This is a genomic window from Chryseobacterium sp. X308, from assembly GCF_020733145.1.
Classification (GTDB): domain Bacteria; phylum Bacteroidota; class Bacteroidia; order Flavobacteriales; family Weeksellaceae; genus Chryseobacterium; species Chryseobacterium cupriresistens.
Genome location: NZ_JAJFZH010000011.1, coordinates 1 through 23,930, shown reverse-complemented (window position 1 = coordinate 23,930; position 23,930 = coordinate 1). Strand labels below are relative to the sequence as shown.

Here is a 23,930-nt window from a genome sequence, read left to right as displayed (position 1 = left end):
AACTTAAAAACATCAGGCGTTTTGCCTTATTATTTAACATTGAGAAAAATACTTTTAATATTATCTTTTCTGATCTGTGCAAATGCTTTTTCACAGATATTATCCTCTAACGTAGAAAAGAAAACCCTTGCTCTCGGAGAAATCAATCATCTTACCATAAAGATTGATAACCTTAATGAGCAGCAGGTAACTTCAGCAGCCAAAAATGAGCTGCTCCCTTTTCATTTTGAAGAAACCAAAGACAGTATCGGACAAACAGCCAACACCTATGAAAGGAAGATAGAATTTGCTGTTTTTGAAGAAGGGAAATTTACCATTCCGGAACTGGAATTCAAAGTAGGTGACAGAATACTTAAAACAATTCCTTACGAAATAGATGTTATTAATACGGCTCAAAAAGCAGATCAGATCAATGATATCATGAATAATAAGCAGGTGAAACTTGAACCCAAAGATTATTGGGAGCTTTATAAGTTTTATATTCTTGCGGCATTGGCTGGTATTGCATTGGTTATTGCCATTATTATGTTTGTAAAATGGGGAAGAAAATCAAAGAGTTCTCCTGTAGTGGCAACCAACCAGACCTTAAAAGAGCTCGACTCTCTTAAAAAGAAAAAATATATTGAAGGAGGAAACTTCCGTTCGTTTTATGTGGAACTGATCGATATTTCCAGAACCTTCATTACAAAACAATACCGCCTTCCGGCAGATGTACTTCTTACCGATGATCTTATTGAGGTCATGAAAAAAAATAATACCATCTCGCAGGACAACGAAAAAATAATAGAAGATGTTTTCCTTAGGGGAGACCTGGTGAAATTTGCCAAAACATTTCCTGATCAGGAAACCATGGAAAGAGATTTTGCCAATATCAGAGATTTTGTGAAAAGATCATCCAAAGATTTAGAATTCGAAAACTTAAGAAAGGATGTTTAATTTTGAGTTTTACAGCCCGTGGTTTTTGCTGCTTTTTCTGCTGTTTATTCCACTTTTAATTAAAGATATTGGAAAAAATAAAAGAAAGGGTATAAAAGTTCCTACCGTAAAAAATATGGATCACAGCGGGAGTATCCAGGGTGTACTTTTTTTGCTGAAAATATCAAAATATATCATTCTTTCAGCATTGATTATTGCCATGGCAAGGCCGAGAACGTTTACCATTTCTCAGGACAGAGATGATACAAAAGGAGTGGATATCATGCTATCCATTGATGTTTCTCTTAGTATGCTGGCGAAGGATCTGAGCCCGGACAGAATTACCGCCCTGAAAGATATTGCTGTAAAATTTGTTCAAAAACGCCCGAATGATAGAATAGGAGTCGTAGCATATGCTGCAGAAGCGTTCACAAAAGTTCCGGTTACCTCAGATCATCAGGTGGTTATTGATGAAATCAAAAACCTGAATTCCGCAGGTCTTGAACCCGGAACGGCTATAGGAGAAGGACTTTCCGTTGCAGTGAATCATTTGATTAAAAGTAAAGCCAAAAGTAAAGTGGTGATCCTGATGACGGATGGGGTAAGCAATATTCAGAATGCGATTCCACCACAGGTTGCTGCCGAACTGGCAAAAAATAATAATATAAAGGTATATTCAATCGGAATTGGAACCAATGGTTATGCGCTGATGCCGACATCGCAGGATATTTTTGGTGATCTCATCTTTACTGAAACAGAGGTTACCATCGATGAAAATACCTTGAGAGAAATAGCTCAGACAACGGGAGGCAGATATTTCAGAGCTACTTCAAACAGCAGTCTGGAAGAAGTATACAATGAAATCAACCAATTGGAAAAATCAGATGTGAAGGTTTCCAAGCTGTACAATTATGAAGAGTATTTCAAAATATTCCTTTGGGTTGCACTGGCCATGCTGGTGCTGGATGCATTGTTGAGATGGGTGTTTTATAAAATTTTAAGCTGATGAGTTGGTCTTTAGGAAATTATTGGTATTTATTTTTACTGTTGCTTCTGCCGTTGTTAGCTTCTTTTTTGATCCGTTTTTTACAATGGAGAAATAAAAAAAGAGAAATTTTTGCTGCCAGCCAGTTTCACGAGAATTTATTCGAAAAAAGATCAGGATTTACAAAGTTTTTTCCTGCATTATATTTATTGGGAACATTATTTCTGATATTCTCTATCATTGATCTTCTGAATGGCTCAGAAGAGGTAAAAAGTACCCAGAAACTGAATAATGTCATCTTTATGCTGGATGTATCCAATTCTATGAATGCTGAAGATATAGATCCAAGCCGTCTGACAGAAGCTAAAAATCTGATGCTGGCTACCATGAAGAAAATGAATAATGACAAAGTAGGTATAGTGATTTTTGCTGGGAATGCCATGTCTATTATGCCTCTTACAACGGATTATAATTCTGCGGAAACTTATATCAGCGGTATTGAAACCAGCTCTATGCAGATTCAGGGGACGGATTTTCTGAAAGGAATGCAGGCTGCTGTTGAAAAATTTAAAAATGTAAGCAAAGGATCCCGGAAAGTGATTCTGCTGAGTGATGGTGAAGATAATGAAGGAAATGATAATGCTGCCATCAGATTAGCTAATAAAGAAGGAATAAGCATTACTTCTGTAGGAGTAGGTACAGATGAAGGTGCTCCGGTTCCTGAATATGTGTTCGGACAGCTGATGGGATATAAAACCGATGCCAACGGTGGTACCGTGATTTCAAAAAGGCAGACAGAAGCATTAAAGAAAATGGCTGAATCCACAGACGGAACTTATATTGACGGAAATAATATCAATGAAGCTCCGGACAGGATTGTAGATGCAGTGAATAAAAAATCTGCCGGTGCGGAAACTATGGTGAAATCACAGAATGCCAATCATTATTATCAGTATTTTCTTGCAGTATCTCTTCTGTTTTTCTTTTTAATTTATATTTTTAATCCTAAAAAAGATTTTAATGTGTAGAATTCCTTTATTTATAGAAGAAATTCTACAAGTACTTTAACCGAACTTTAACAAATAAAACTCTGTTTCTTAACATATAAAGGAATAATTTTGCAAGTGATGAATACTAAAATCATATTTTTATCGTTTATTGTTGCCATTTCTTTCTCAGGCTTCATGTTTGGGCAGGAAAGCTATAAGAATTTAGTGTATGAAGGCAATCAGAAATTTGACGGTAAAGATTATGAAGGTGCCTCTTCGAAATATATGGAAGCGATAAAATCCAATGATAAAGATTTTACCGCTCACTATAATATGGGGAATGCATTGTATAAAAATAAAAAATACGAAGAAGCAAAGGCTGAGTTTGAAAAAGCAGAAAAACTTTCACAGACCCTTCCTGATAAAGCAGCTGCTCTTCATAATTTAGGGAATGCTTATATGCAGATGAATCAGCCGGAAAAAGCGGCCGACTATTATAAAAAAGCTTTGAAGCAGGATCCCCACAGTGAGGTAACCAGAAAAAACTATGAGATTGCCAAACTGAAAGAGAAAGAAAAACAACAGCAAAAAAACGAACAGAATAACTCAGGAAAAGGTGGCGGCGGAAATGATCAGAACAAAGGAGATGATCAGAAAGGCGACAAAGACAAAAAACAGGATCAGGGTAACGGCCCGCAAAACGAAGGTAAAAGTGACCAGGGTGACAATCCTAAGCAGAATCAAAATAATGAAGGCAGAATGCCAAAGAATCTTGAAAATGCGATCTTAGATAAAATAAACGAAAAAGAAAAAGAAACCGCCAGAAGAATTTTAAACAAAAATTCTTATTCGATGCCTGAAAGCAACGAGAAAGATTGGTGATGCAGCATAAATTGATTTACATATTGCTAACGCTGGCATCCGTAATTACTTACGGACAGGTAAATCTATCTATGGATGCAGATAAAACGGAATATGCTGGTAAGGATATCATCAACCTGACCATCGTTCTTGAACTTAACGGTAGTGATCTTGTACAGCAGACAGGTTTCCAGCTTCCGGATCTTTCAAAATTTAATATTATAGGAAGCGGGTCTGTTACGAATACCGTGATTGATCCGGCTACCAATACTTTAATTACCCAAAAAGTCTCCAGAATTGCTCTGGAACCTAAGAAAAAAGGGAAAATAAAAATCGGTTCCGTTCTTGTTACCGTCAACAACAGAATCTATAAAACCGAACCTTTTGATGTCAATATCCGTGATATTGTCGACAGAAGATCTCTGGCAGCAAATACTTCCAATGATGTGTATCTGAACATGGAAATTGATGATCGGGATGTCTATCAGGATCAGCCTACTGTAGCTGTTCTGAGAGTGTATTCAAGAAATATGGATAACCTGAGAAAGGTGAAAAATATCCACCTTCCGCAGCAGGACAATATCAACGTGCATCCTATTAATTTTAATAAGTCTGAGATAGATCCGTCCGGATATGGAAATATGCCTTCGCAGGTTCTGGCCATGTTTATGGTATTTCCTAATGAAGCAGGATATGTGGAAGTTCCCGGAGTATCTGCTTCAGTAAGTACCTATTCCAATAAAACAAAAATTGTTTCCAATAAAGTCAGAATCAACGTAAGAAAGCTTCCTGAAGGAGCTCCCGAATGCTTTAAAAATGCTGTTGGAAACTTTAATGTAAACGTATACAATGCTTCCAAAGAAAAACCGGAAGCCAAAAAGCCTCTGAATGTAGTGGTGAAAGTTTCAGGAGAAGGTAATTTACCTGATATGGAACTTCCTAAGATTGCTGCCTCTCCGGACTATGAAGTTTTTGCCCCGAAAATTACCTCAAAAGTTGCTCCGGGAACTTCCGGAATGAAGGGTGAAATCCTGGCTAATTATGTGATTATTCCTAAAAAATCAGGAGTAATTTCAATTAAAACGGAACAATTTGCTTTCTTTGATCCTGAAAGCAAAGAATACGTAGATCTTGGACAGAAAACACTGGATCTGAACGCATTTTCCCACGACCAGATTTTGGAAGCACGTTCTACAGTGGAGAAAGTAAATGAATATACCAATAACCTTTTGGAGACGGTCAATACTCCAGTATTAAAAACCACTTCTTTTAAAGTAAAAGAAAAAAGCAAATTCCACTGGAATATTCTTCTGACCAATATTGCTATTCTGATCAGCTTATTCGTTGCATATCTGCTATTTAAAAATTGGCAAAAAAAACGTACATTAGTTAGGGAAACTGTACCGTCAAAACCTTTAGGTTCAGTGGCCGAAACAGAAAAAGAGATCAGAGAATTGATGAAAACAGATATCAATGATTATTTTGGATATCTGGAAAACCTTAAAGATAACGGAGAGTATGAAAAGTTCTTTGTAACGCTGGAAGAATTGGATGAGGAAGTAAGAAGCCAGTATTTCCAAGGCTCTACCCCTGAGTTTAAGACTTTTCTTGAAAAACACAAGGGTTCTTCAGTTGCAGATGAATACAGCAGACTGCAGCAGAAAGTTCAGATGGAAAAATACAATCCTGTGAAATCTGCTGAAGCTTTGGAAGAACTTTTGAAAACTATTGTTAATTTATATTCACAAATTAGCAAATAGTCAGTTTATTTTCATATTTTTGCGAAATTTTTAATTACAAAGAGATGGAAATTTTTGATGGTTTTTCTTTTAAAGAGATTGTTACCAGCTTTATGGTTCTTTTTGCCGTTATCGATATCATCGGCTCAGTTCCTATTATCGTAAGCCTTCAGCAGAAGTTTGGACAGATTGAAGCCGGAAAGGCTGCCATTACTGCGGGAGCAATTATGATCGTTTTCCTGTTCGTAGGAAATAAGATTCTGAAGCTTATCGGAGTGGATGTAAATTCCTTTGCCATTGCCGGAGCTTTTGTGATTTTTGTCATAGCCCTGGAAATGATTTTAGGAATTGAAATCAATAAAACCACTGAAGCAAAGGCTGCATCCATTGTACCCATCGCATTTCCGCTGGTTGCAGGAGCCGGAACCCTAACAACCGCACTGTCTCTGCGAGCTGAATTTCATGATATTAATATTATCTGCGGAATCATTCTTAATACAATTTTCGTATATTTGGTGCTGAAATCAGCGAAATGGCTGGAGAAGAAAATTGGGGATGCTACTTTGATGATCCTTCAGAAAGTTTTCGGAATTATCCTTTTGGCAATTTCAATTAAATTATTCACCGCAAATTTTGCTCAACTCGTGCAGAATTATATTAATTTTTAAGAGTCATGAAGAAGTTTTATAAAGTATTTTTAGTACTGTTTATCGTATTCATCGCCATCAATCTTTATGCTATCAACTGGCAAGCGACAGATATCCTTGGAGATGAAGATAACATCAAGTTTGTATTCTCTGCTGGCGCTGCTGCCATAGGCCTTATCCTGCTTTTTGTAATGGATACCTGGAGCAGAATCGGTGTAAAGAAATAAATTGATTATTTCAATATAGATATAGACCTCTTTCTTTTGAAGGAGGTTTTTGTTTTTTAGGTGGTAGATAAAAGGAATTAGGTAGCAGCGATTAGGAATAAGGGATTAGAAATTAGGTGTCTTAAATGCAATACTGTTTTTTTGTATCAATAGGAACGGGCTTTAGTCCGTTCAAAAGAAGGAAATATATTCCATTGGCTTTGGAGCCAAAACTATAATTATCGCAATATTCTCACTTAGGTTTTTATGAATGGTCATAAACTCGTTTTACTCAGTAAGAAAATGCGCGCAAATATCTGTGCAAATCTGTGCGATCTGTGGGAGAATCTAAAAATATCAGGAAATAACCAGGTTTTTCAATATCGCTTCAGACTTCAGTTCTGTTTCTCTCCATTCCTTTTCCGGATCACTTTGAGCTGTTATTCCGCCTCCTACAAAAACATGTACCGAGTCTTTATAAAGTCTTGCACAACGCAGATTGACAAAGTACAGAATACTCTCATCCGTTTCAACCTTGATATAACCTGCATAAAATTCACGGGGAAATTTTTCATATTTACGGATATTCTCATTGCAAAAATCTTTTGGAATACCGCAGACTGCAGGAGTAGGGTGCAGATCCTGGATAATTTTATCAAGATCTTCAGGTTGTATACTGGTTTTAAAATCTGTTCGTAAATGTTTGATATTACCGGAAATATGGTCATAGGTTTCCGATTGTTCTACATGGTCAGAATAGTTTTTAAGAATATCCTGAATGTAGGCAGTAACCGGCTTTTGTTCTTCAATTTCTTTCTCAGACCATTCCTCAGACACAGGAAGAGTTCCGGCAAGAGCCATGGTTTCAAATTCGTGAGTCGTTTTATTAAACTTCCCTAATACTTCTGAGAAAGCTCCCATCCATGCATTTTTCCCATCATTAAACAGATATCTGAAAGCATTGGGGTAATTTTTACATACATTTTTGAAGCTCTCTTTATAATCGATGGAACTAAAGTCTTTGAAAATCTTTCTTCTGGAATAAACCAGCTTTGGCAGGTGATTTTCTTTAATCACTTCGATCACTTTCTGTAAGGTTTCGCAGTATTCATCTTTTGTTTCGGCAGAAGAATTTGTAGAATCACTGATCAGGTTTTCGTTGGTAACAGAAATATGGGCAAATTCAACAGTATCAATTTCACAAATTTCTCCGTTGAAGCTGATTTGATCCAGGCCGTTATAAGAAAAAAAGTTGACAGCATTTTTTGTATTATTTTCATCAGCAGACAGGAGTCTCTCGTCAAAAGGAAGTTTGAAATAAATCATGAGTTATGAAAGATTTTGAAAAATCATCATGGAAATACATAGAAATTCCCGTTGTGATTTTCCTTTTTACAAAGGTATTACTAGTCTTAAAGATGTCAAAATAAAAAGAGCTTAAATTTAATTTAAGCTCTTTATTTTTTATGTTGCTGCAACTTATCTGTGAATAATATTATTCGTCATTGTAGTATGATTAATCAAAACGCCTTTTTCATCACGGATTTCAATTTCAGAGACATGCATGGTTTTGCCTTTTCTGATAAAACGTGCGGTAGCGGTTACAATACCATCTTTTTTACTTCTTAAATGATTGGAGTTGATGTTGGTTCCCACTCCATAATATTTTTCACCATCGATAAAAATATTAGACAGGCTTGACCCTAATGTTTCCGCTAAAACGCAGCTGGCTCCTCCATGCATGATGCCAAACGGCTGGTGGGTTCTTGGGAGAACAGGCATTGTGGCTGTAAGGGTTTCATTTTCCAGATCAATATCGATGAATTTGATTTCAAGTGTTTTAGCAAGAGTTACGTCTCCCCAGTTATTGATGAATGCTAATATTTCTTCTTTTGTCTGACCTTTCATTTTAATAGTTGATAAATGATGATTAATTTTGCTTCTAGCTTCTAGCTTCTAGCTTCTAGCTTCTAGCTTCTAGCTTCTAGCTTCTAGCTTCCAGCTCGGTTCCCATAATATTGGGATTCCAGTTGGCCGGAACTTTTGGAACAATGTCATTTTTTACATAATAGTCCTGGATTTCCTGCATGATTTCTGAAAAAGGTACTGAGGCTATTCTTTCATAAGGAATGGTGTAACCCAGATACACAATTTTTCTTTTAAAATCTCCTGCTGCCAGAACGATAGGAACTTTTGCTGCCAAAGCCATGTGATAGAATCCTTTTCTCCATTTCGGTACCCAGCTTCTGGTTCCTTCCGGAGTAATAACAAGACTGAAATCTTCCTTTGCAAACTGGTTGGCCACGAAATTCACAAGGTCGTTTTTCTGGCTTCTGTCGATTCCTATACCTCCAAGTCCTTTTACGATACTTCCATACCAGGCTTTGGTGTGCGCATCTTTGATGATAATTTTTAAAGGTTTTTCCAAGGACCAATAGGCGAAATTTCCTAAAATGTACTCCATATTATGGGTATGTGGTGCAACCACAAGGATACACCTGTTCAGGTTGTTGACATCACCCTGCAGGACGACCTTCCAACCTAATAATTTTAACATTGCTTTGCCTAATAGCTTTTTCATAGATTTCCCGGATTAAAAACAAAAAAGTATAACCAAACTTTGGTTATACTTTACAAATATATTGAAATATTATCGCTCTTAAAACAAACCGCTAATTAAATCTACGATTTTCATTACGAATTCCATTGCAAATTGTATCATGATAAGGCTGCGTTTTTGATTGGTTGGTTATTAAATTTTAGCTTTACGAAATTAAAACTTTTTTTTCACATAAGAAACTAAATGGAGCTTTATTTTCACTTTTCTGAGAGAAGAAGGGTGTGAATTTCAAACGGTTGCCATCCACCCACACCTTCTACCACTCTCTGAAGTTAATTATTTAGTTTGTATGGAAATTTCGTTTTTTCCGTCTTTGATTTTGATGTCCATATCTTTATTTGATTTTTTAATATTGGACACTGCAGAATCAATAACTTTCTTTGCCTGGTTGTTCGGAACTTTTTTACCGTTTACAATGATGCTGTCTTTGTCATCAGAGTTGTACTCAATGCTGGAACCGTTTACCGTGATTTTATTTTTTTCGATTCTGACACCGTTGTTGTCTTCATCACTGTCCTGATCATTATCATTGATTCCGTCTCCGTCTAAGTCTCCGTCCATGTTGATACGGTCTTTTTTCATCGATATAACCACCATTTTCTGAGGAACTACAAGTTCATAATCAAGGCTGTAATCTCTGAATCTGTGCTCATATGGATACTTGATGTAGTTCGGAAGTAATACTTTATTGTTGACCACTTCTACAGGAACTGTAAGCTGGATAGGGAAGTTATACCCTTTTCCTTCTTTTTTGATGATCAGATACGGTGTTTTGATGTCCGGTTTTCTGGTTACATCTACAGAAATATAATCTTCTTCATACACTGATTTTTTATCAGAATAAATATCATTGTCATACGCTTTGAAGCTTTGAGGAATGTTGATCTGTTTTACATCTACATACACTGTATCTGAAGTAGTATTGATGGCAACATTTTCTACATCTTCCTTACTTCCTCTGTAGATCATATCTTTCTTAGCCATGCTGATACCGAAGTAAGTTCCAAGACCGATCAGAAGAAGGAATAAACCTCCTACAACCCATCCGATATTTCTCAGTTTTGTTTTCGGAGAGAATATTTTGATACTTAACAAGCTGAAAAGGATTGCCGGAATTAAACTTCCGATCACCATCATCGCAGCCAGTACTTTATCCAATCCCTGATCATCCATATAGAATCTGATCTCATTAGCTCCCGGGAAGTCTGTGTCCATTGCGAAAAGGGCAAATAATACAAACACTCCGATAATGCTGCTTACAGCCATCAATACAAAGAATCCTCCTACAATATACTTAAATACATTCCAGATTCCGCTTCCTGCATTGTTGATGTACGGCTTGTTTTCGTTATAGATTTCTCCGACCCTCTGAGTAGATTCATTGGCAAACTGTACCAATTTATTAGACTCATTCTTAAGATTGTCGAAGTTCATAGGCTTTCCCTGCATTTTCAGGAAATCTGCTGCTGTTTCAGCTTTTGGAAGTACGATCCAAAGGATTACATATAGAAGACCTATTAATGAAGAAGAAATGGCTGCTGTAAAAATTCCTAATACGAAGATTCCCAGCCAGATTGCTCTCATGGTAGTAATATCCATTCCTACGTACTGAGCTAAGCCTGCGCAGACTCCGGCAACTTTTTGTTTTTCGGGATCACGGAACAGCTGCTTTTTATCGGTATAATGAGTTCCTGAATTATAGTTTCTGGCAGATGTTTTTTCAGAATAATACGCTTCTTCCTGCTCTTCGATTTTTTCAGGGCTTCCGATCTGTGCGATTACCCTTTCTACATCGGTATCGTTGATCACTTCACGTTTTCCTAAAGAATCTTTGAAAATTTCCACCATTCTTATTTCTATGTCATGCATTACTTCATCAGCCTCAGAAGCATCCAGAGAGCTTCTCAGTGCGTTCAGGTAATCGCTGAGCTTTATATATGCGTGTTCTTCTATGGTAAAAGAAAAACCTGCGAGTCCTATTGAGAGTGTCTTGTTCATAGCTTTGTTTTTTAATTTTGTTGGGTGATTTGGTTTACTGAGGCTGTCAGTTCATTCCATGTATTGAGAAGTTCATCCAGGAAAAGTTTTCCTTTTTCTGTGATCTGATAATATTTTCTGGGTGGTCCTCCGGTAGATTCTTCCCATCTGTAAGAGAGAAATTCTCCGTTTTTAAGTCTTGTAAGAAGAGGGTAGAGGGTCCCTTCCACTACATCCAGTTTTCCTTTTTTCAGTTCATCAATAAGATCAGAAACATACATTTCGCGGTTATTGATGAGACTTAGAATACAGAATTCCAGAATTCCTTTTCGCATTTGCGCTTTGGTATTTTCGGTATTCATCTTTGATAAGTTTTGTTAATTAGTTATATTTTTAGAAAAATGCCCCTAGCTAGCTGAGCCTATTCCAATTTTACATTACAAAGATATGTAAATAAAATGGTATTATGCAATACAAAGTAGTGAAACTTTTAAAATAAATAATTTAAAATACTGATAATCAGATGAATAATTTTTATCATGATTTTTAAGTAAAATGAATTTTGGTTGAAAATGGCTGAAAAGTTTAAATTTTTTTAATGAGATTGAGAGAAATGAAGAGAAAAAAATGAACTTTTATTAATTATTACTCATTACCCATTACTGATTACTCATATCATAGCCCCGATAGCAGCGGTTACCCCACAGCAGCCACGGCTTTAGGCAGGCGCGAGGAGTATGAGCGGATAGCGGGAGAAAGCTTCTTATCTGTGAATACTGTTTTATGGAAAGGGAAATTCTGGCAGATAATGAGAACGTGGATTTTGAGATCGGTATTATGATTCGTATTTTTGTTAGAAATAAAAAAACATCCAAATCATTCCTATTACCATGAATATTTTAAATAAGTACAGGCACTTATCAGTATTTCTTTTGGGACCGCTCTGTTTCGGGCAGTATCAGTTTGAAATTAAAAATGTATCAAAGAACTATGATGCAGTCATTCAGACAGAAAACTGTTACGATGACCGATGTGGAGGAAAAGGAACGGTGGAACTGTTTGACCATAAAAACAGCAAAGTACAGACTTTTGTTTCTGATGATCTTGTTGTATATGCGGAACAAGGCCAAAAACTGGTTCGCGGGAAATTGATTCCGCTTTCAAAGGATCAGCGTAGTGTAATTGTAGATGATTTTAATTTTGACGGCACCGAAGATGTAGCGATAAGAAACGGAAATATGGGAAATTACAGTTCGGCTTCTTATGATGTTTATGTATTCAATACTACAAGAATGGCATTTGTAAAAAGTGAAGAACTTACAGATCTGGGCTCAAACGGTTTTGATTTTTTTGAAACAGACGCCAAACGAAAGCGTCTTATTTCCTACGGTAAGTCCGGTTGTTGCAGGATTTTTACAACAGAATATGCCGTTATTCCGAACAAAGGGCTGGAGAGAGTGCTGGAAAAAGAGGAGGATATGACCAATGAGGATCAGGTAAAGGTCATAACGAAAGAAAAGATCAATAATAAATGGATTACCAGAACAAAGGTATATCCGTCAGATCAATATAACAGAAATAAAAAGTAAGATGAAAATTCAGAAAGAGATAGATTTTATTCTGGCAGTAGATGCGCTTAAAAATGTACAACGAAGAAATTATAATGCAGACGATTCCCGAAGAGAGAATACGGCTGAACATTCCTGGCAGATCATTATTCTTGCCCAGATCCTTTATCCATATGCTAAAAACCGAGCTGATATTGATTTGCTAAGAGTGATAAGAATGCTTTCCATTCATGATCTTGTGGAAATAGAAGCCGGAGACACTTTTATTTTTGATGAAAAAGCTATGGTCGGAAAGTTTGAAAGAGAGAAAGCTTCAGCCCAAAAGATCTTTGGAATTCTGGATGAGCCTTTACGTACAGAATTTTTTAACCTGTGGCTGGAGTTTGAGGAAGAGAAAACACCGGATGCTATTTTTGCCTGTGGAATCGATAGAATTATGCCGTTTATTTTAAATTCCCATACTACAGGAAAGAGCTGGACAGAAGCCGGAGTGACGGAAAGACAGATCCGGAATATGCTTGAAAATGCAATCAGCAGAGCATCAGACGAAATGGGAGAGGCTTTTGAACTTTTATTGAACAGAAGTCTGGAAACAGAAAAGGTATTGAAATAATGTCAATGAAAATATTTAAAGCTTCGGGCGGCCAAAGGCCGCCCGAAGCTTTATAATTTATAGTATCTGGATTGGTTTCTTGAATTCGTCGATGGCTACAAAAGTAAAATCACCTACAATAGCTTTTTCTCTTTCATAGGAGTACATCTGTTCAGTGTAAATTTCAACATTAACCTTCATACTGGTTTTTCCCACGTAGGAAACTTTCCCGATCAGTTCCACAATAGTTCCGGCAGGAATAGGTTTTTTGAAATCGATCTTATCACTGCTCACGGTTACCACTCTTTTTCTGGCAAAACGGGTTGCGGTGATAAAAGCTACTTCGTCCATCAGCTGCATGGCAGTACCTCCAAAAAGGGTATCGTAATGATTGGTTGTGTTTGGGAAAACCGCTTTAAAGATTCTGGTTTCGGATGCTTCAATTCTTTCTTCTGTAGTCATATATCATTATTAATTAAAGCGAAATGAAAGGATACTAAAACAACAGAATAATGACAGGAACTTATAGAATTCCTGAAACAATCCATCAGATCAATACAACTTCAAATCGCGAAAGTTACATGTTTAAGAAAAAGGCAGGTCTCCTGACTTGTAACATCATTTATCTCCTTCCCATGCCTCGCACAGTGGATCTTTGATAAAGACTTCAGTTACTTTACAGTTGCGCGACAGTCCGTGATTTTCACACGGTTCCCTTTTAATCTGCAGTGATGCAGAACCAATTTCTGTGATGAATAAGCGTAAAAACTTTTCGAATGCAAAAATAATGAATTTATTCCGGATTATGATAAATAATCTGACTGATTACTCTTCCCTTCTTAATTGTCCAGAGTGTTGTATATCTGTTTTCCCCTGAACCATTGATCATATAAAGGAAAATATTATCATTGTCGAGAGAAGTTACCCCGATGTTCTCAAAATCCATGGTAGGCTGGAACATGTTTTTGATGGCTTCCCTTACAAAAACAGAGCCTCTTCCGGGCTGCTGCACTCTGATGGATTTGATTTCGGTCATTCCTTCAGGAAGGTCATTACCAATTCCCCATGGTTTTACTTTATCAATCGTAAGAATTTTTCCATCTGCATCTTTTTCCTTTTTACGGTAACCTGCATTGGAAGGGTAAATATCAATCACTACTTTGCTTCTTTGGGCAGTAGGGATTTTAGGATCGGAATTGTCGGTAAAAATCAAAGATCTTCCGTTTTTAGATTTGGATGGAGTATAGGCGGGAAGCTGGTCCACATAGGCAATACGTCCTTTATTCACCATTCCTTCTTTATCCAGAGTTTCATAACGCACAAAAGGTTTGTCGTCATCCTGTTTTTCGGGATATTTGATCCAGATCCATTCCGTTTCTCCCGGAGCCGGCTTTACATAAACAAATACATCACCTTTGCGCATACGGATCTTATCTACAATTTTTCGGTAGTCGTCTTTATGTACGCGTACGTTGGCATATCCTTCCTCAGCTTTTACCACTCCAAAAGGAACTTTAGTCTGTCCTTTTACAAAGACAACAGATAAGATACTGAAAGCAGATAAATAGAATGCTTTGTTTATGAAAGTCATCATGAAATTTTTTTGATCCCTCAAATATATAAATTAAATGCTTTTCGGAAGATAATTATACCGTTGCAGTTCTTTTAAATCTTGTATTTGTTTCAGATAGCCTTCACGCAGAAGAAATATTTGGTGTGAAATATCAAGAACTTCCTGATAATTATGATCAGAAATAATGAATCCCTTATACGCAGACTGTTCAATGATTGCAGCTTTCAATGCTGCAGAAATTTTCGGAGAAAGGCTATGGAAAGGTTCGTCCAGTAAAACAAAATCAGCTTCAGAATAAATTGTCATTAAAGCTTCAATGACTCTCTGTTCACCTCGGGAAAGATTTTTAGGTTTTTCTGACAAAAAAGGACGGATCAGATCTGAAGTCAATAATAGATCTGTATTTTTCTTATTGCAAAAAAGAGGAATTAAGGTTTTAATGGTATTGTACTTCGGTAAGAAAATATCCTGTGGCAGGTAAGCAATTCTGTTTTTTCTATCGGAAATGCTTTTCAGAACTTTGTCATTGTATCTTATAAACTGGGTATCACTACTGACAGTTCCAAAAATAATTTTTAATAATGTTGATTTTCCGGCACCATTTCTGCCCAGAATTCCAATAATCTTTCCGGTTTCACATCCTAAATAAATATCCCGCAGGATATTATTATCTTTAAAAGACTTGGTTATGCTGTCAATATGAAGCTTACTCATAAAATTCCTGTTATTATTTTGATAATCACACAGACAGATACTGTGAATCCCCAAAGGAAACTTCTGGAAAACCCTAAATTGGCATAAAAGTAATATTCGTTTTTAAACCTGAGTTCATATATAAAATAATGAAGGACAGGAGATATTAAAAGAAAACTCAATCCAAAGTTCTCAATATTGAAAGAGGATAAACAAGAAGCTAATAAAGAAAATATCAAGGTGGGAATTATTATTTTTTTATAAAAAATCCAGAGAGTAGAAATACTTTTGAACATATATTAAAGCATAGAGTTTCTGTGTGTTTTACACTTTATTGTCAAAAATATTAAAAAATACAATGCTATATGGAGAAAGTATGAGCTATATTCGAAAAAACACCCTATTTTTCAAGAAAATTTTAAAACTAATAAACATGACCAAAAAACTACTTTTTGTATTCTCTTTTATGTTGGGAATATCCAGCTTTCAGGCAACTCACAAAATAGATGAAGAATCCCAATCTTTATTGTATTGTGATACCAATGCTCCAACAGGGCTTCAGATGTCGAATATAACGCTTACAACGGGAACAGTTACCTGGACTGCAGATCCCAATACACCCAATAACAGGATCAGATACAGAATACCGGGAACTACTACATGGATGGCAGCTGATGTTGCCTCAGGACAAAATTCTTTCACAATTACAGGTTTGCAACCTTGTACAACGTATGAAGTACAGGTTGTGAAAGTGTGTACGACACAGGGATTATGGTCTAATCCTATATTTTTTACGACTACCATTAATTATTGTGCAAGTGCTTCTACAGATACCACGATGATGCATATTTCCAATGTGACTGTAAATTCTACAGGAGTTAACACACCAATGGTAAGTGACTCCGGACCTTCCAATTATACTGATTACAGAAGTGATCTGAGTCGTAGAGTTAAGTTTTTTATAGGAAGTACAGGAAATAAGCTTTCAGTAACCAATACGTGGATGGGGACACCCGGGACAACAACAGTAACGGCGTGGATTGATCTTAATGCCAACGGAATTTTTGAATCCAACGAAAGAGTGATGGTGGCCAATAATGTTACTCAGGCTGCTCCGGCTGTATCTGTGTTTACGATTCCAAGTCTGGCAGCAGTGACACTATGTGGCGTTACCATGAGGGTTATTTCCAGTCAAACAATACCTTTAGATGCCTGCAGTACATTTACCTATGGGGAAGTTGAAGATTATGGAGTAGATTTAATCAATCTCACCCTTGGATTGGAAGAATCAGGAAGGTCTGTAAAAACTGAAATTTATCCTAATCCCACATCTGATATTTTAAATATCTCCGGAATTTCAGAAGCTGCCGATTATGAAATTTATAATATAGCAGGACAGAAAATTGACGAAGGAAAAGTTTCAAATCACCATGTAAACCTTAACCATTTATCAAAAGGAGTTTATTTTATCCAGCTGAAAGATAAAGAAAAGGTAACCCGATTAAAATTCATTAAGAAGTAAAAATAAAAAAGAGAGAGTACCTTTGGGTGCTCTCTCTTTGTATTTGCGCTAATTTAATTTCTTATTTATTAAATTCTTTCAAGTTCATCTGCATCAATGGTTGTCTTGAAAGTTCCGTAATTGACAATCACTTTGTTTCTGGAAATTTTCTCAATGGTTCCTACACTGGTACTTCCTGTAATACGGACACGTTGTCCGATTTTCATCCATACGGCACGATCGGTTTTACGCTTTTCCTCAAGTTTTTCATTGGTTTCAGCAATTTTTTCAATCACTTCTTCTTTTTTCAGCTGTTGAGTGATTTTTCTCTTAACAACCTGAAGGCGCTTGGATTCATCCTTGTCTGTCCCCAGTTTTCGGAATTTTTCCTGTTCAAGAAGCTTTACAAAATCTTTTACCACATCCTTTCTGGATTTTCCTTTGGTATAGCTGTCGATGAATGCTTCAATCTTATTTCCGAACTGAAGTTTGCGGTGTTCCTCTTCATACAGTTTCTGGAAATTGAAAAGTTTCTGCTGAAGCTGGTCATTCAGTTTCTGAAGGTTATCACGTTTATCTTCTACGGATTCTTTTCTTTCGGCAAGATCGGATTTCAGTTTCTCAACCTCAAATTTTTCCTGCTGCAGTTTTACAATCGTCTTATCAAGATTCACAATATCATGCTCTACCTTTTTCTTGGCCGAATGGATGATAAATCTTGGAATTTTATTCTTTTCTGCAACTTCAAAAGTAAATGAACTTCCTGCCTGCCCCACTTCAAGCTTATACATCGGCTCCAGTGTTTCTTCATTGAAAAGCATGGCTGCATTCTGGGCGTTGGGAAGCTGTTCTATCACCAGTTTAATATTGGTATAGTGCGTTGTGATAATGGCAAAACTCTTTTTATCATAGAAAAACTCCATGAAACTTTCTGCCAGCGCACCTCCAAGCTCCGGATCAGAACCTGTACCGAACTCATCAATAAGCAATAGCGTATTGGCGTCTGCTTCACGGATGATTCCTGACATTTTCTTCAACCTCGATGAATAGGTTGATAAGTGGTTTTCAATAGATTGGTTATCACCAATATCCGTCATAATTTTCTCAAAGAAAAACATTTCAGATTTTGGATGAACCGGAACCAGAATACCACTCTGAATCATCAGCTGTAATAATCCTACCGTTTTCAGGGTAATTGACTTTCCACCGGCATTCGGACCGGAAATACAGATGATCCTGTTATGTTCTGTTAAGGTAAGTGTCTGAGGGTGAATGGTTTTGTTCTCGACTTTGTTTCTTAACCATAAAAGAGGATGATAAGCATCTTTTAATCTCAACGTTTTATGATGATTGATTTTTGGAAGAACTCCGTTAATCAGTTCACCAAATTTCGCTTTAGCTCTCGTAAGATCAAGGTCAAAAATATACACCTGATATCTCCACAGCTGAGGCTGAAATTCTGCCAGTTCTGCTGTAAGCTTACGGAGAACTTTATCAATTTCTTTTTTCTCTTCCTCTTCATTCTCACGAAGTTTGAAATAGTGCTTTACAACACTGTCCGGCTGAATATATGTGATGGAACCTGTTTTGGAAATTCCTAATGTTCTTCCGGCAACCCTTTTTTTGAATCCTGACTTTACTGCCAGAACCCTCTGGTCGTCAATAATCGTTTCCCGGATATCATCCAGAAAGTCACTCTGTCCGTACGTGGTAAGAGCGCGGTTGAAATTTTCCTGGATTGCTTTTTTAGCAAGCTGAATTTCGGTTCTTATCCCTTTCAGAGCTGGGGAAGCTTCGTTTTTTACTTCACCAAAACGGTTAAAAACCTTATCCACCTTCTCAATGATCTCTTTTCTGAATTCCAGTACAGAAACTTCTTCCAATAAAGTAGGAAACGTTTCCGGCATGGTTGGGAAGAATTTCTGAAGTCTTCCGATCTGTTCCGTGATGGTTTTTATTTTGATGAAAGCAGCATTTTCCAGACGGTAGTTCTCGATCAGCATCAATTTCAGCTCACTTTCAATATCTTCATACTCATCAAACGGAATCGCATTTGAACTTTCAAAACTCGACAGATATTCTGAGGTTTTTTTTAATGAAAGTTCCGCCTCGTCAATTTCCATCGGACGAAGTTGAAGAATTTTTTCTCTTGTTTTCGGAGAATACGCAAATGGGGAGATTTCCGCGAGCAATTGCGGAAACTCTAATTCGTCTAAATCTTCTTTATCTATATACACAGTGCAAATTTAGTGAGAATTTTGATTATTACGTATATCTGAGAGATTTACAGAATAAATTAACCGGGATTTAAAGTTTTAACACTAAAAAATAAACCAATGATATTCTTTTATTAAATTTGAAATATGAAACTGGAAACCCAAAGATTATTACTGAGAGATATCAACGAAAGTCATGTTGATGATATTTTGCGAATCCGAAGCAATGAGGTGATCAATCGGTTCGTTATAAGGAAATCTCCTGAAAATAACTACGATGCGCTCCAGTTTATTCTGACGATTAAAGAAAAAACTAAAAATAACCAAACCATCTATCTGGGAATTTCTTTAAAAGATCAGCCGAACCTTATCGGAACCATCTGTCTCTGGAATTTTTCTGAAGACCGTAAAACAGCAGAAGTTGGTTATGAATTACTACCCGAATACCACAGGCAGGGAATCATGTCTGAAGCTTTGAAGGCCGTTCTGGATTTTGGATTTAACGAACTGCATTTACAGGAAATTGTGGCTGTTACCAACAAATTCAATGAAAGCTCAAAAGGGCTTCTTTTAAAACATCATTTCATTTTGCAGGAAGGAAAGCAGGATGAAGGTTTTCCGGATAATATTATTTTCAGACTGCAAAAAGCCTCTCGCAGCCCTTATCAAATCTAGCTGGTTTTTCTTTATCTTTATTGCCGATTGAAAGTACATATGAAAAATGAAGTAAAATCTTTAACGGGGCTTAGAGGAGTTGTTGCATTATGGGTAGCTTTTTTTCATTTTAGTTTTTTCAGGAACGAATTTATTCAGAATATAGTAGGAAAGGGGTATGTAGCGGTTGATATCTTTTTTGTATTAAGCGCTTTTCTACTGACGGTTTCCTATTCCGGAAAGTTGAAAGATCTGAATTATAAAGGAGTTGAGGTTTTTTATAAAAAAAGAATCAACAGGATTTATCCTGTATATATTATATCAGTTATTTTTATTGCATTGTTTTTAGTGAAGACTTCTGTAGCAGGATTTCTCATTAATGCTGCCTTATTACAATGCTTTTTTAATCCGGATTATCTGTTGAATGTTGTCTACTGGTCGCTGAGTACAGAATGGATTTGCTATCTGATATTCCCCTTTATGTTATGGTTTGTCCTGCAGTATAAAATACGCAGCGAAATTTTAATTATTACCAGTTTGGTTTTGAGGTTTGCACTTCCGTATTTACCCGGCCATTTATATATAGGTTCTGAGCATCCCATGGAAGTAGGGGAATCACCAAGATACCTTGATCTTCCATACGGTCTTGTTTCTCTTCTAAGGACAATTTCTTCTTATTTTCTTGGTATTGGGGCTGCCCTTTTACCACAATTTAAAATGAAGAAAGAAAATCTGATCATGTATATCATTCTCATATTATTTGTATCCATGTTGTTTGTGGAAAAAGGATTATTGTTTATTCCTTTGCTATCAGCATTGATGATCAAATACCTTTATGAAGGAAAGTCAAATCATCTAAAAGCATTTTTAGAAACCAAAGTCATCTATTTATTGGGAAATATCTCTTATTCATTATATATTATCCATTATATGGTGAAGAAACAGGATTTTGTTATTGTGAATAATTATCATCTTAATAATCTCTTGTTAATCTCTTTTTCATTATTGCTGTCTTACTTTTCCTATATGGTGATTGAAAGAAAAGTAAAGATATTTAAGGTATAATGGAAGCCCTTATTTTAATATTATTATTTTTGCACTATGACCTGGACAGAAATTTTAGCCCCGATAAAAAGTACGGAATACTTTACAACCCTTTGGGAGAAAGTGAAGAATGAATATGCAACAACCAAAGTTTTTCCACCAAAAAATCAGATCTTCAGAGCATTGGAACTTACTGCTTTTGATGATGTTGAAGTCGTGATTATTGGGCAGGATCCTTACCATAATGATTATCAGGCGAATGGTTTATGCTTTTCTGTTTCCGAACAGGTTGCCGCACCGCCATCCCTTAAAAATATTTTTATTGAGTTAAAAGATGATCTGGGAGTAGTAAGGACTTCCAAAGAACTTGATGATTGGGGAAGACAGGGCGTTTTACTGTTGAATGCTACCTTAACGGTTCGTGCTCATTCACCCAATTCCCATAAAGACCTTGGCTGGGAAAAATTCACCAACTTTATTATTAAGGAGATTTCAGATAAAAAAGAGAATGTAGTGTTTGTATTGTGGGGCGCTTTTGCACAAAAAAAAGCCGAACTCATAGATCCGGCTAAACATTTTATTCTGAAATCGGCACACCCTTCACCCTTTTCTGTGCACAGAGGTTTTTTTGGAAGCAAGCCTTTCTCAAAAATTAATGAATATCTTGTTTCCAAAGGGAAGAAGCCTATTTCGTGGTAGAATCAGCTGATGGTTCAGCCTTTTTTATTGTAATTCCGATTTTATATTTTCCGGCTAGTGCTTTTGTTCCGTCCTGTGATTTCGGATACGGAGCAATATCCTGTAATGTAATCGTGTAACCATTAAATTCTGTCGACTGGTGGTAATTTCTTGCCGGAAAATCCCCGCTGGCGAGGTTCAGAATCATCGGCCGGGTAGAAGTTCCCATGACTTCCACCTGAGCAAGAGCAACGCCCGACCAGATACAATTGACTCCTTCAGGACAACGGCTGTCTTCAGAAACCCCTTTGAATGTCACATTCATCTGGTATTCTCTTAAAAACTTATTCTCGCCTTCACTCAGGTAGATAATACCATCTTTCTGATTATCAGGACTTGTTGATTTTGTGCCTGTAGACATTTCAGGGGATTTTGTATTAATTCTGGATTTCTTTTGGGCATCGCATCCTGTTAATGCAAATATTCCCAGACTGAGTATGATAATTTTATGGAACATAGTTTCTTATATTTAATTAAATGACGTTGAACATATCAAGTAATACTACCAAAAACATTGCCACTCCTACCACAAAGCTGAATCCGGTTCCGTAAATGAATCCAATCAGTGCTCCTTTGGTAGATTGTAAGGCCTTATTCATATCCTTACTGTCGTGAAGTAATTCACCAATAAATACCCCTGCAAACATTCCTATCAGAAAACCTAATGGAATCGGAATAAATATCCCGACAATGGTTCCGATAACAGAACCTATGCTTCCCCAGCGGGTGCCCCCGTATTTTCTGTTGGTCTTTGCCGGAATCACGTAGCTTAGCACTACAGAAGCTGCCGTAAGAATTCCGAAGGCCCAGATATAAATCATCGGAAGATCCGCATCTGTCCCGAATTTATAGATCAACAGTCCGCAGATACTCAGTAAAAGACCGGGCAATACCGGGAGAAAAGTTCCTAATATTCCTATAAATAATAAAATAAGGCAGAAAATATTAATAATCGTTGTATCCATTCTTTAAAAAAATATACATGCAATATAAAAAAAGTGGCCTTATAAAAAGCCACTTTGAGAACTGAGTTATAAAATTTTATTACAAATTTAAGATTACGTATTCCAGAATCGGTCCTGCTTTACCGATATTTCCGCTTGCGTGGTTATGGAAGGTGGTATAGTAGATATTTCCGCTGGTAGAGTTTCCTGTGCAGGATCCCATGGTATCTCCATGTGCCTGGTGGGCATTCCAGGCATTCTGGTTGATGGTAATGGTGATGTTATTTCCACTGGCTGTGTGATGACAGATGGTGATGTGGTTGTTGTTTAAAGAAGTTCCTACAGGAGTCTGTGGGGCAGAAGGATTGGTATAATGTCCTGTTCTTATCATCAGAGGTTCGTTACCTTTTTGTACCAGAACATCCCAGAATGAAGGGTCATAGTTTTGAATTTTTTCCCATGCGCCCATATCATATTGAATATCCAGGGTATTAAATCCTAATGCATTTGCCAAAGCCGTGTTTGAAACGTTACAGCCCATATAAGTGGTGGCTGTGCCTGTATCCTGCAGACAAAGAAGGTTATCATTGATAAAACCTCCCGGAGCATTACAGTTTTCAGTATTTGTATTTCCCCCTACCAGATAAGCCGAAGCCCAGTCTGAGCTGTAAAGGCTTCCGCCATTAGTTACAAAGGTGGAAAGATTGTTATAAACACTGGTATCATTGGATGGCGTGGAAGTTCCTGTTTGGGGGTAAGTACGGGATCCGCAATTCAGGAAAATAATATCATACTGGGAAATCGTATTGATATTTTTTAAATCCTGATACGTAATTTCAGTGGCAGTATATCCAAGAGAGGCTATAATGGCTTCAATTTCGTCATAGCTTCCTTTTATATAAGCCATTTTTGCTATCTGATCCAATTTTGAATCTGTGGCAGCTACAGTCACTGTTTCATCCTTCTTAATGGTAAGAGGAAGTTCTGTTCTGAAATTTTTACCGTCACCTGTCTGAATGTGAAGGGTTGTCTTGCCTTCAGGAGCTGTTAAGCTGAAACTTCCGTCAGCATTGGAATAGGTATGGTAAACATTGCTCTGGCCGTCAGTAGTAAATACAAGAGCTCCTCCAATAGGTTGGGTCCCGTTTTTGGCAAATACTCTGCCTTCCACTGTTCCTGTGGATATTACTTTAGTGGGGTTTTCTTCGGGAGTAACTGAGTCGTCTCCTTTACAATTAGCTAAGAGCAGAAGGCTGCATAGCATAATCAACAGGTAGTTTTGTTTCATATTTAATTGATTTTGATGGGTTTAGTTTTAATCAAATTTAATAAATTTTTAATATTAATACATTGAAATTGAAATTTATTTTAATTTTTTTTACTTAAACGTGTTGTTTGTAGTATATTTTTCAATCGTAATGGTAAGCTGTAGCCGATTTAATATTTTTTAATATAATCGGTATATAAT

The 23,930-nt window shown here is 36.7% G+C and carries 25 protein-coding genes and 1 riboswitch; of the genes, 13 read left to right on the top strand and 12 right to left on the bottom strand.

Annotation, left to right across the window (positions count from 1 at the left end; genetic code table 11):
- The first annotated feature begins 39 nt into the window (after positions 1–39).
- The 7 genes from LIV57_RS13170 to LIV57_RS13140 all read left to right on the top strand — a co-directional run bounded on the left by LIV57_RS13170 (position 40) and on the right by LIV57_RS13140 (position 6,363).
- Positions 40–936 carry a BatD family protein gene (locus tag LIV57_RS13170; RefSeq protein WP_227942933.1) on the top strand — a complete coding sequence of 299 codons (897 nt, stop codon included), beginning with the start codon at positions 40–42 and terminating at the stop codon, positions 934–936.
- Positions 929–1,921 carry a VWA domain-containing protein gene (locus tag LIV57_RS13165; protein WP_227942932.1) on the top strand — a complete coding sequence of 331 codons (993 nt, stop codon included), beginning with the start codon at positions 929–931 and terminating at the stop codon, positions 1,919–1,921. Before LIV57_RS13170 ends, LIV57_RS13165 begins: the two co-directional genes overlap by 8 nt.
- Entirely contained in the window at positions 1,921–2,928 is a 1,008-nt protein-coding gene (locus tag LIV57_RS13160; RefSeq protein ID WP_227942931.1) for a vWA domain-containing protein, read from the top strand. The genes LIV57_RS13165 and LIV57_RS13160 overlap by 1 nt, the downstream gene beginning before the upstream one ends.
- 99 nt (positions 2,929–3,027) lie before the next feature.
- Positions 3,028–3,771, top strand: a complete 744-nt coding sequence (locus LIV57_RS13155) for a tetratricopeptide repeat protein (RefSeq protein WP_227942930.1) — start codon at positions 3,028–3,030, stop codon at positions 3,769–3,771.
- On the top strand, positions 3,771–5,510 hold the full coding sequence (locus tag LIV57_RS13150) for a BatD family protein (protein ID WP_202838937.1): 1,740 nt from the start codon (positions 3,771–3,773) through the stop codon (positions 5,508–5,510). The genes LIV57_RS13155 and LIV57_RS13150 overlap by 1 nt, the downstream gene beginning before the upstream one ends.
- A gap of 44 nt (positions 5,511–5,554) precedes the next feature.
- A complete protein-coding gene (locus LIV57_RS13145; RefSeq protein WP_062674416.1) occupies positions 5,555–6,157 on the top strand; it encodes a MarC family protein in 603 nt (200 codons plus the stop codon).
- A gap of 5 nt (positions 6,158–6,162) precedes the next feature.
- Positions 6,163–6,363 carry a hypothetical protein gene (locus tag LIV57_RS13140; protein ID WP_110010130.1) on the top strand — a complete coding sequence of 67 codons (201 nt, stop codon included), beginning with the start codon at positions 6,163–6,165 and terminating at the stop codon, positions 6,361–6,363.
- A 336-nt stretch (positions 6,364–6,699) separates the two neighbouring features.
- Here LIV57_RS13140 and LIV57_RS13135 read toward each other — a convergent pair whose 3' ends face one another.
- From LIV57_RS13135 to LIV57_RS13115, 5 genes are all read right to left on the bottom strand, one after another.
- The gene (locus LIV57_RS13135; RefSeq protein WP_227942929.1) at positions 6,700–7,668 is read right to left on the bottom strand and encodes a chorismate-binding protein; all 969 of its coding nucleotides are present in this window, start codon (positions 7,666–7,668) and stop codon (positions 6,700–6,702) included.
- A 153-nt stretch (positions 7,669–7,821) separates the two neighbouring features.
- A complete protein-coding gene (locus tag LIV57_RS13130; RefSeq protein ID WP_002977570.1) occupies positions 7,822–8,250 on the bottom strand; it encodes a PaaI family thioesterase in 429 nt (142 codons plus the stop codon).
- A gap of 76 nt (positions 8,251–8,326) precedes the next feature.
- Positions 8,327–8,923 (bottom strand): 1-acyl-sn-glycerol-3-phosphate acyltransferase, encoded by a 597-nt coding sequence (locus tag LIV57_RS13125; RefSeq protein ID WP_227942928.1) that lies wholly within the window; start codon positions 8,921–8,923, stop codon positions 8,327–8,329.
- A gap of 315 nt (positions 8,924–9,238) precedes the next feature.
- On the bottom strand, positions 9,239–10,960 hold the full coding sequence (locus tag LIV57_RS13120; RefSeq protein ID WP_227942927.1) for a PspC domain-containing protein: 1,722 nt from the start codon (positions 10,958–10,960) through the stop codon (positions 9,239–9,241).
- A gap of 11 nt (positions 10,961–10,971) precedes the next feature.
- Positions 10,972–11,301, bottom strand: a complete 330-nt coding sequence (locus LIV57_RS13115; protein ID WP_002977573.1) for a PadR family transcriptional regulator — start codon at positions 11,299–11,301, stop codon at positions 10,972–10,974.
- Between the two features lie 528 nt (positions 11,302–11,829).
- On the opposite strand from LIV57_RS13115, the gene LIV57_RS13110 reads away from it, so the two are divergent.
- Together LIV57_RS13110 and LIV57_RS13105 are read left to right on the top strand one after the other, a co-directional pair.
- The gene (locus LIV57_RS13110) at positions 11,830–12,528 is read left to right on the top strand and encodes an XAC2610-related protein (protein WP_227942926.1); all 699 of its coding nucleotides are present in this window, start codon (positions 11,830–11,832) and stop codon (positions 12,526–12,528) included.
- Between the two features lies 1 nt (position 12,529).
- Complete coding sequence (locus LIV57_RS13105) at positions 12,530–13,120, top strand: HD domain-containing protein (protein WP_137905730.1); 591 nt, start codon at positions 12,530–12,532, stop codon at positions 13,118–13,120.
- A gap of 57 nt (positions 13,121–13,177) precedes the next feature.
- On the opposite strand, the gene LIV57_RS13100 is transcribed toward LIV57_RS13105, so the two are convergent.
- The 3 genes from LIV57_RS13100 to LIV57_RS13090 form a co-directional block, all read right to left on the bottom strand.
- Positions 13,178–13,561 carry an acyl-CoA thioesterase gene (locus LIV57_RS13100; protein ID WP_002977578.1) on the bottom strand — a complete coding sequence of 128 codons (384 nt, stop codon included), beginning with the start codon at positions 13,559–13,561 and terminating at the stop codon, positions 13,178–13,180.
- A 115-nt stretch (positions 13,562–13,676) separates the two neighbouring features.
- A riboswitch (cobalamin riboswitch) is annotated at positions 13,677–13,858 on the bottom strand.
- Positions 13,859–13,892: 34 nt separating this feature from the next.
- Positions 13,893–14,693, bottom strand: a complete 801-nt coding sequence (locus LIV57_RS13095) for a hypothetical protein (RefSeq protein ID WP_227942925.1) — start codon at positions 14,691–14,693, stop codon at positions 13,893–13,895.
- A 30-nt stretch (positions 14,694–14,723) separates the two neighbouring features.
- Positions 14,724–15,386, bottom strand: coding sequence for an ATP-binding cassette domain-containing protein (locus LIV57_RS13090; protein WP_227942924.1), 663 nt, complete (start codon positions 15,384–15,386; stop codon positions 14,724–14,726).
- Positions 15,387–15,798: 412 nt separating this feature from the next.
- Between LIV57_RS13090 and LIV57_RS13085 the strand changes: the two genes are divergently transcribed.
- Complete coding sequence (locus tag LIV57_RS13085) at positions 15,799–16,887, top strand: GEVED domain-containing protein (RefSeq protein ID WP_227942923.1); 1,089 nt, start codon at positions 15,799–15,801, stop codon at positions 16,885–16,887.
- A 68-nt stretch (positions 16,888–16,955) separates the two neighbouring features.
- On the opposite strand, the gene LIV57_RS13080 is transcribed toward LIV57_RS13085, so the two are convergent.
- Positions 16,956–19,103: an endonuclease MutS2 gene (locus LIV57_RS13080; RefSeq protein WP_227942922.1), complete on the bottom strand. Its 2,148-nt coding sequence runs from the start codon at positions 19,101–19,103 to the stop codon at positions 16,956–16,958.
- A 126-nt stretch (positions 19,104–19,229) separates the two neighbouring features.
- Here LIV57_RS13080 and LIV57_RS13075 point away from each other — a divergent pair, with 126 nt between their 5' ends.
- Genes LIV57_RS13075 through LIV57_RS13065 form a run of 3 tightly spaced genes read left to right on the top strand, consistent with a single transcriptional unit; the run spans position 19,230 to position 21,479 of the window.
- Entirely contained in the window at positions 19,230–19,757 is a 528-nt protein-coding gene (locus LIV57_RS13075; protein WP_227942921.1) for a GNAT family N-acetyltransferase, read from the top strand.
- Positions 19,758–19,796: 39 nt separating this feature from the next.
- On the top strand, positions 19,797–20,801 hold the full coding sequence (locus tag LIV57_RS13070; protein WP_227942920.1) for an acyltransferase family protein: 1,005 nt from the start codon (positions 19,797–19,799) through the stop codon (positions 20,799–20,801).
- A 36-nt stretch (positions 20,802–20,837) separates the two neighbouring features.
- Entirely contained in the window at positions 20,838–21,479 is a 642-nt protein-coding gene (locus LIV57_RS13065) for a uracil-DNA glycosylase (protein WP_227942919.1), read from the top strand.
- On the opposite strand, the gene LIV57_RS13060 is transcribed toward LIV57_RS13065, so the two are convergent.
- The 3 genes from LIV57_RS13060 to LIV57_RS13050 form a co-directional block, all read right to left on the bottom strand.
- Entirely contained in the window at positions 21,466–21,975 is a 510-nt protein-coding gene (locus tag LIV57_RS13060) for a hypothetical protein (RefSeq protein ID WP_227942918.1), read from the bottom strand. The genes LIV57_RS13065 and LIV57_RS13060 overlap by 14 nt on opposite strands.
- 16 nt (positions 21,976–21,991) lie before the next feature.
- Positions 21,992–22,483 (bottom strand): DUF456 domain-containing protein, encoded by a 492-nt coding sequence (locus LIV57_RS13055; RefSeq protein WP_110010116.1) that lies wholly within the window; start codon positions 22,481–22,483, stop codon positions 21,992–21,994.
- A 79-nt stretch (positions 22,484–22,562) separates the two neighbouring features.
- Complete coding sequence (locus LIV57_RS13050; RefSeq protein WP_227942917.1) at positions 22,563–23,750, bottom strand: carboxypeptidase-like regulatory domain-containing protein; 1,188 nt, start codon at positions 23,748–23,750, stop codon at positions 22,563–22,565.
- Positions 23,751–23,930 lie beyond the last annotated feature (180 nt).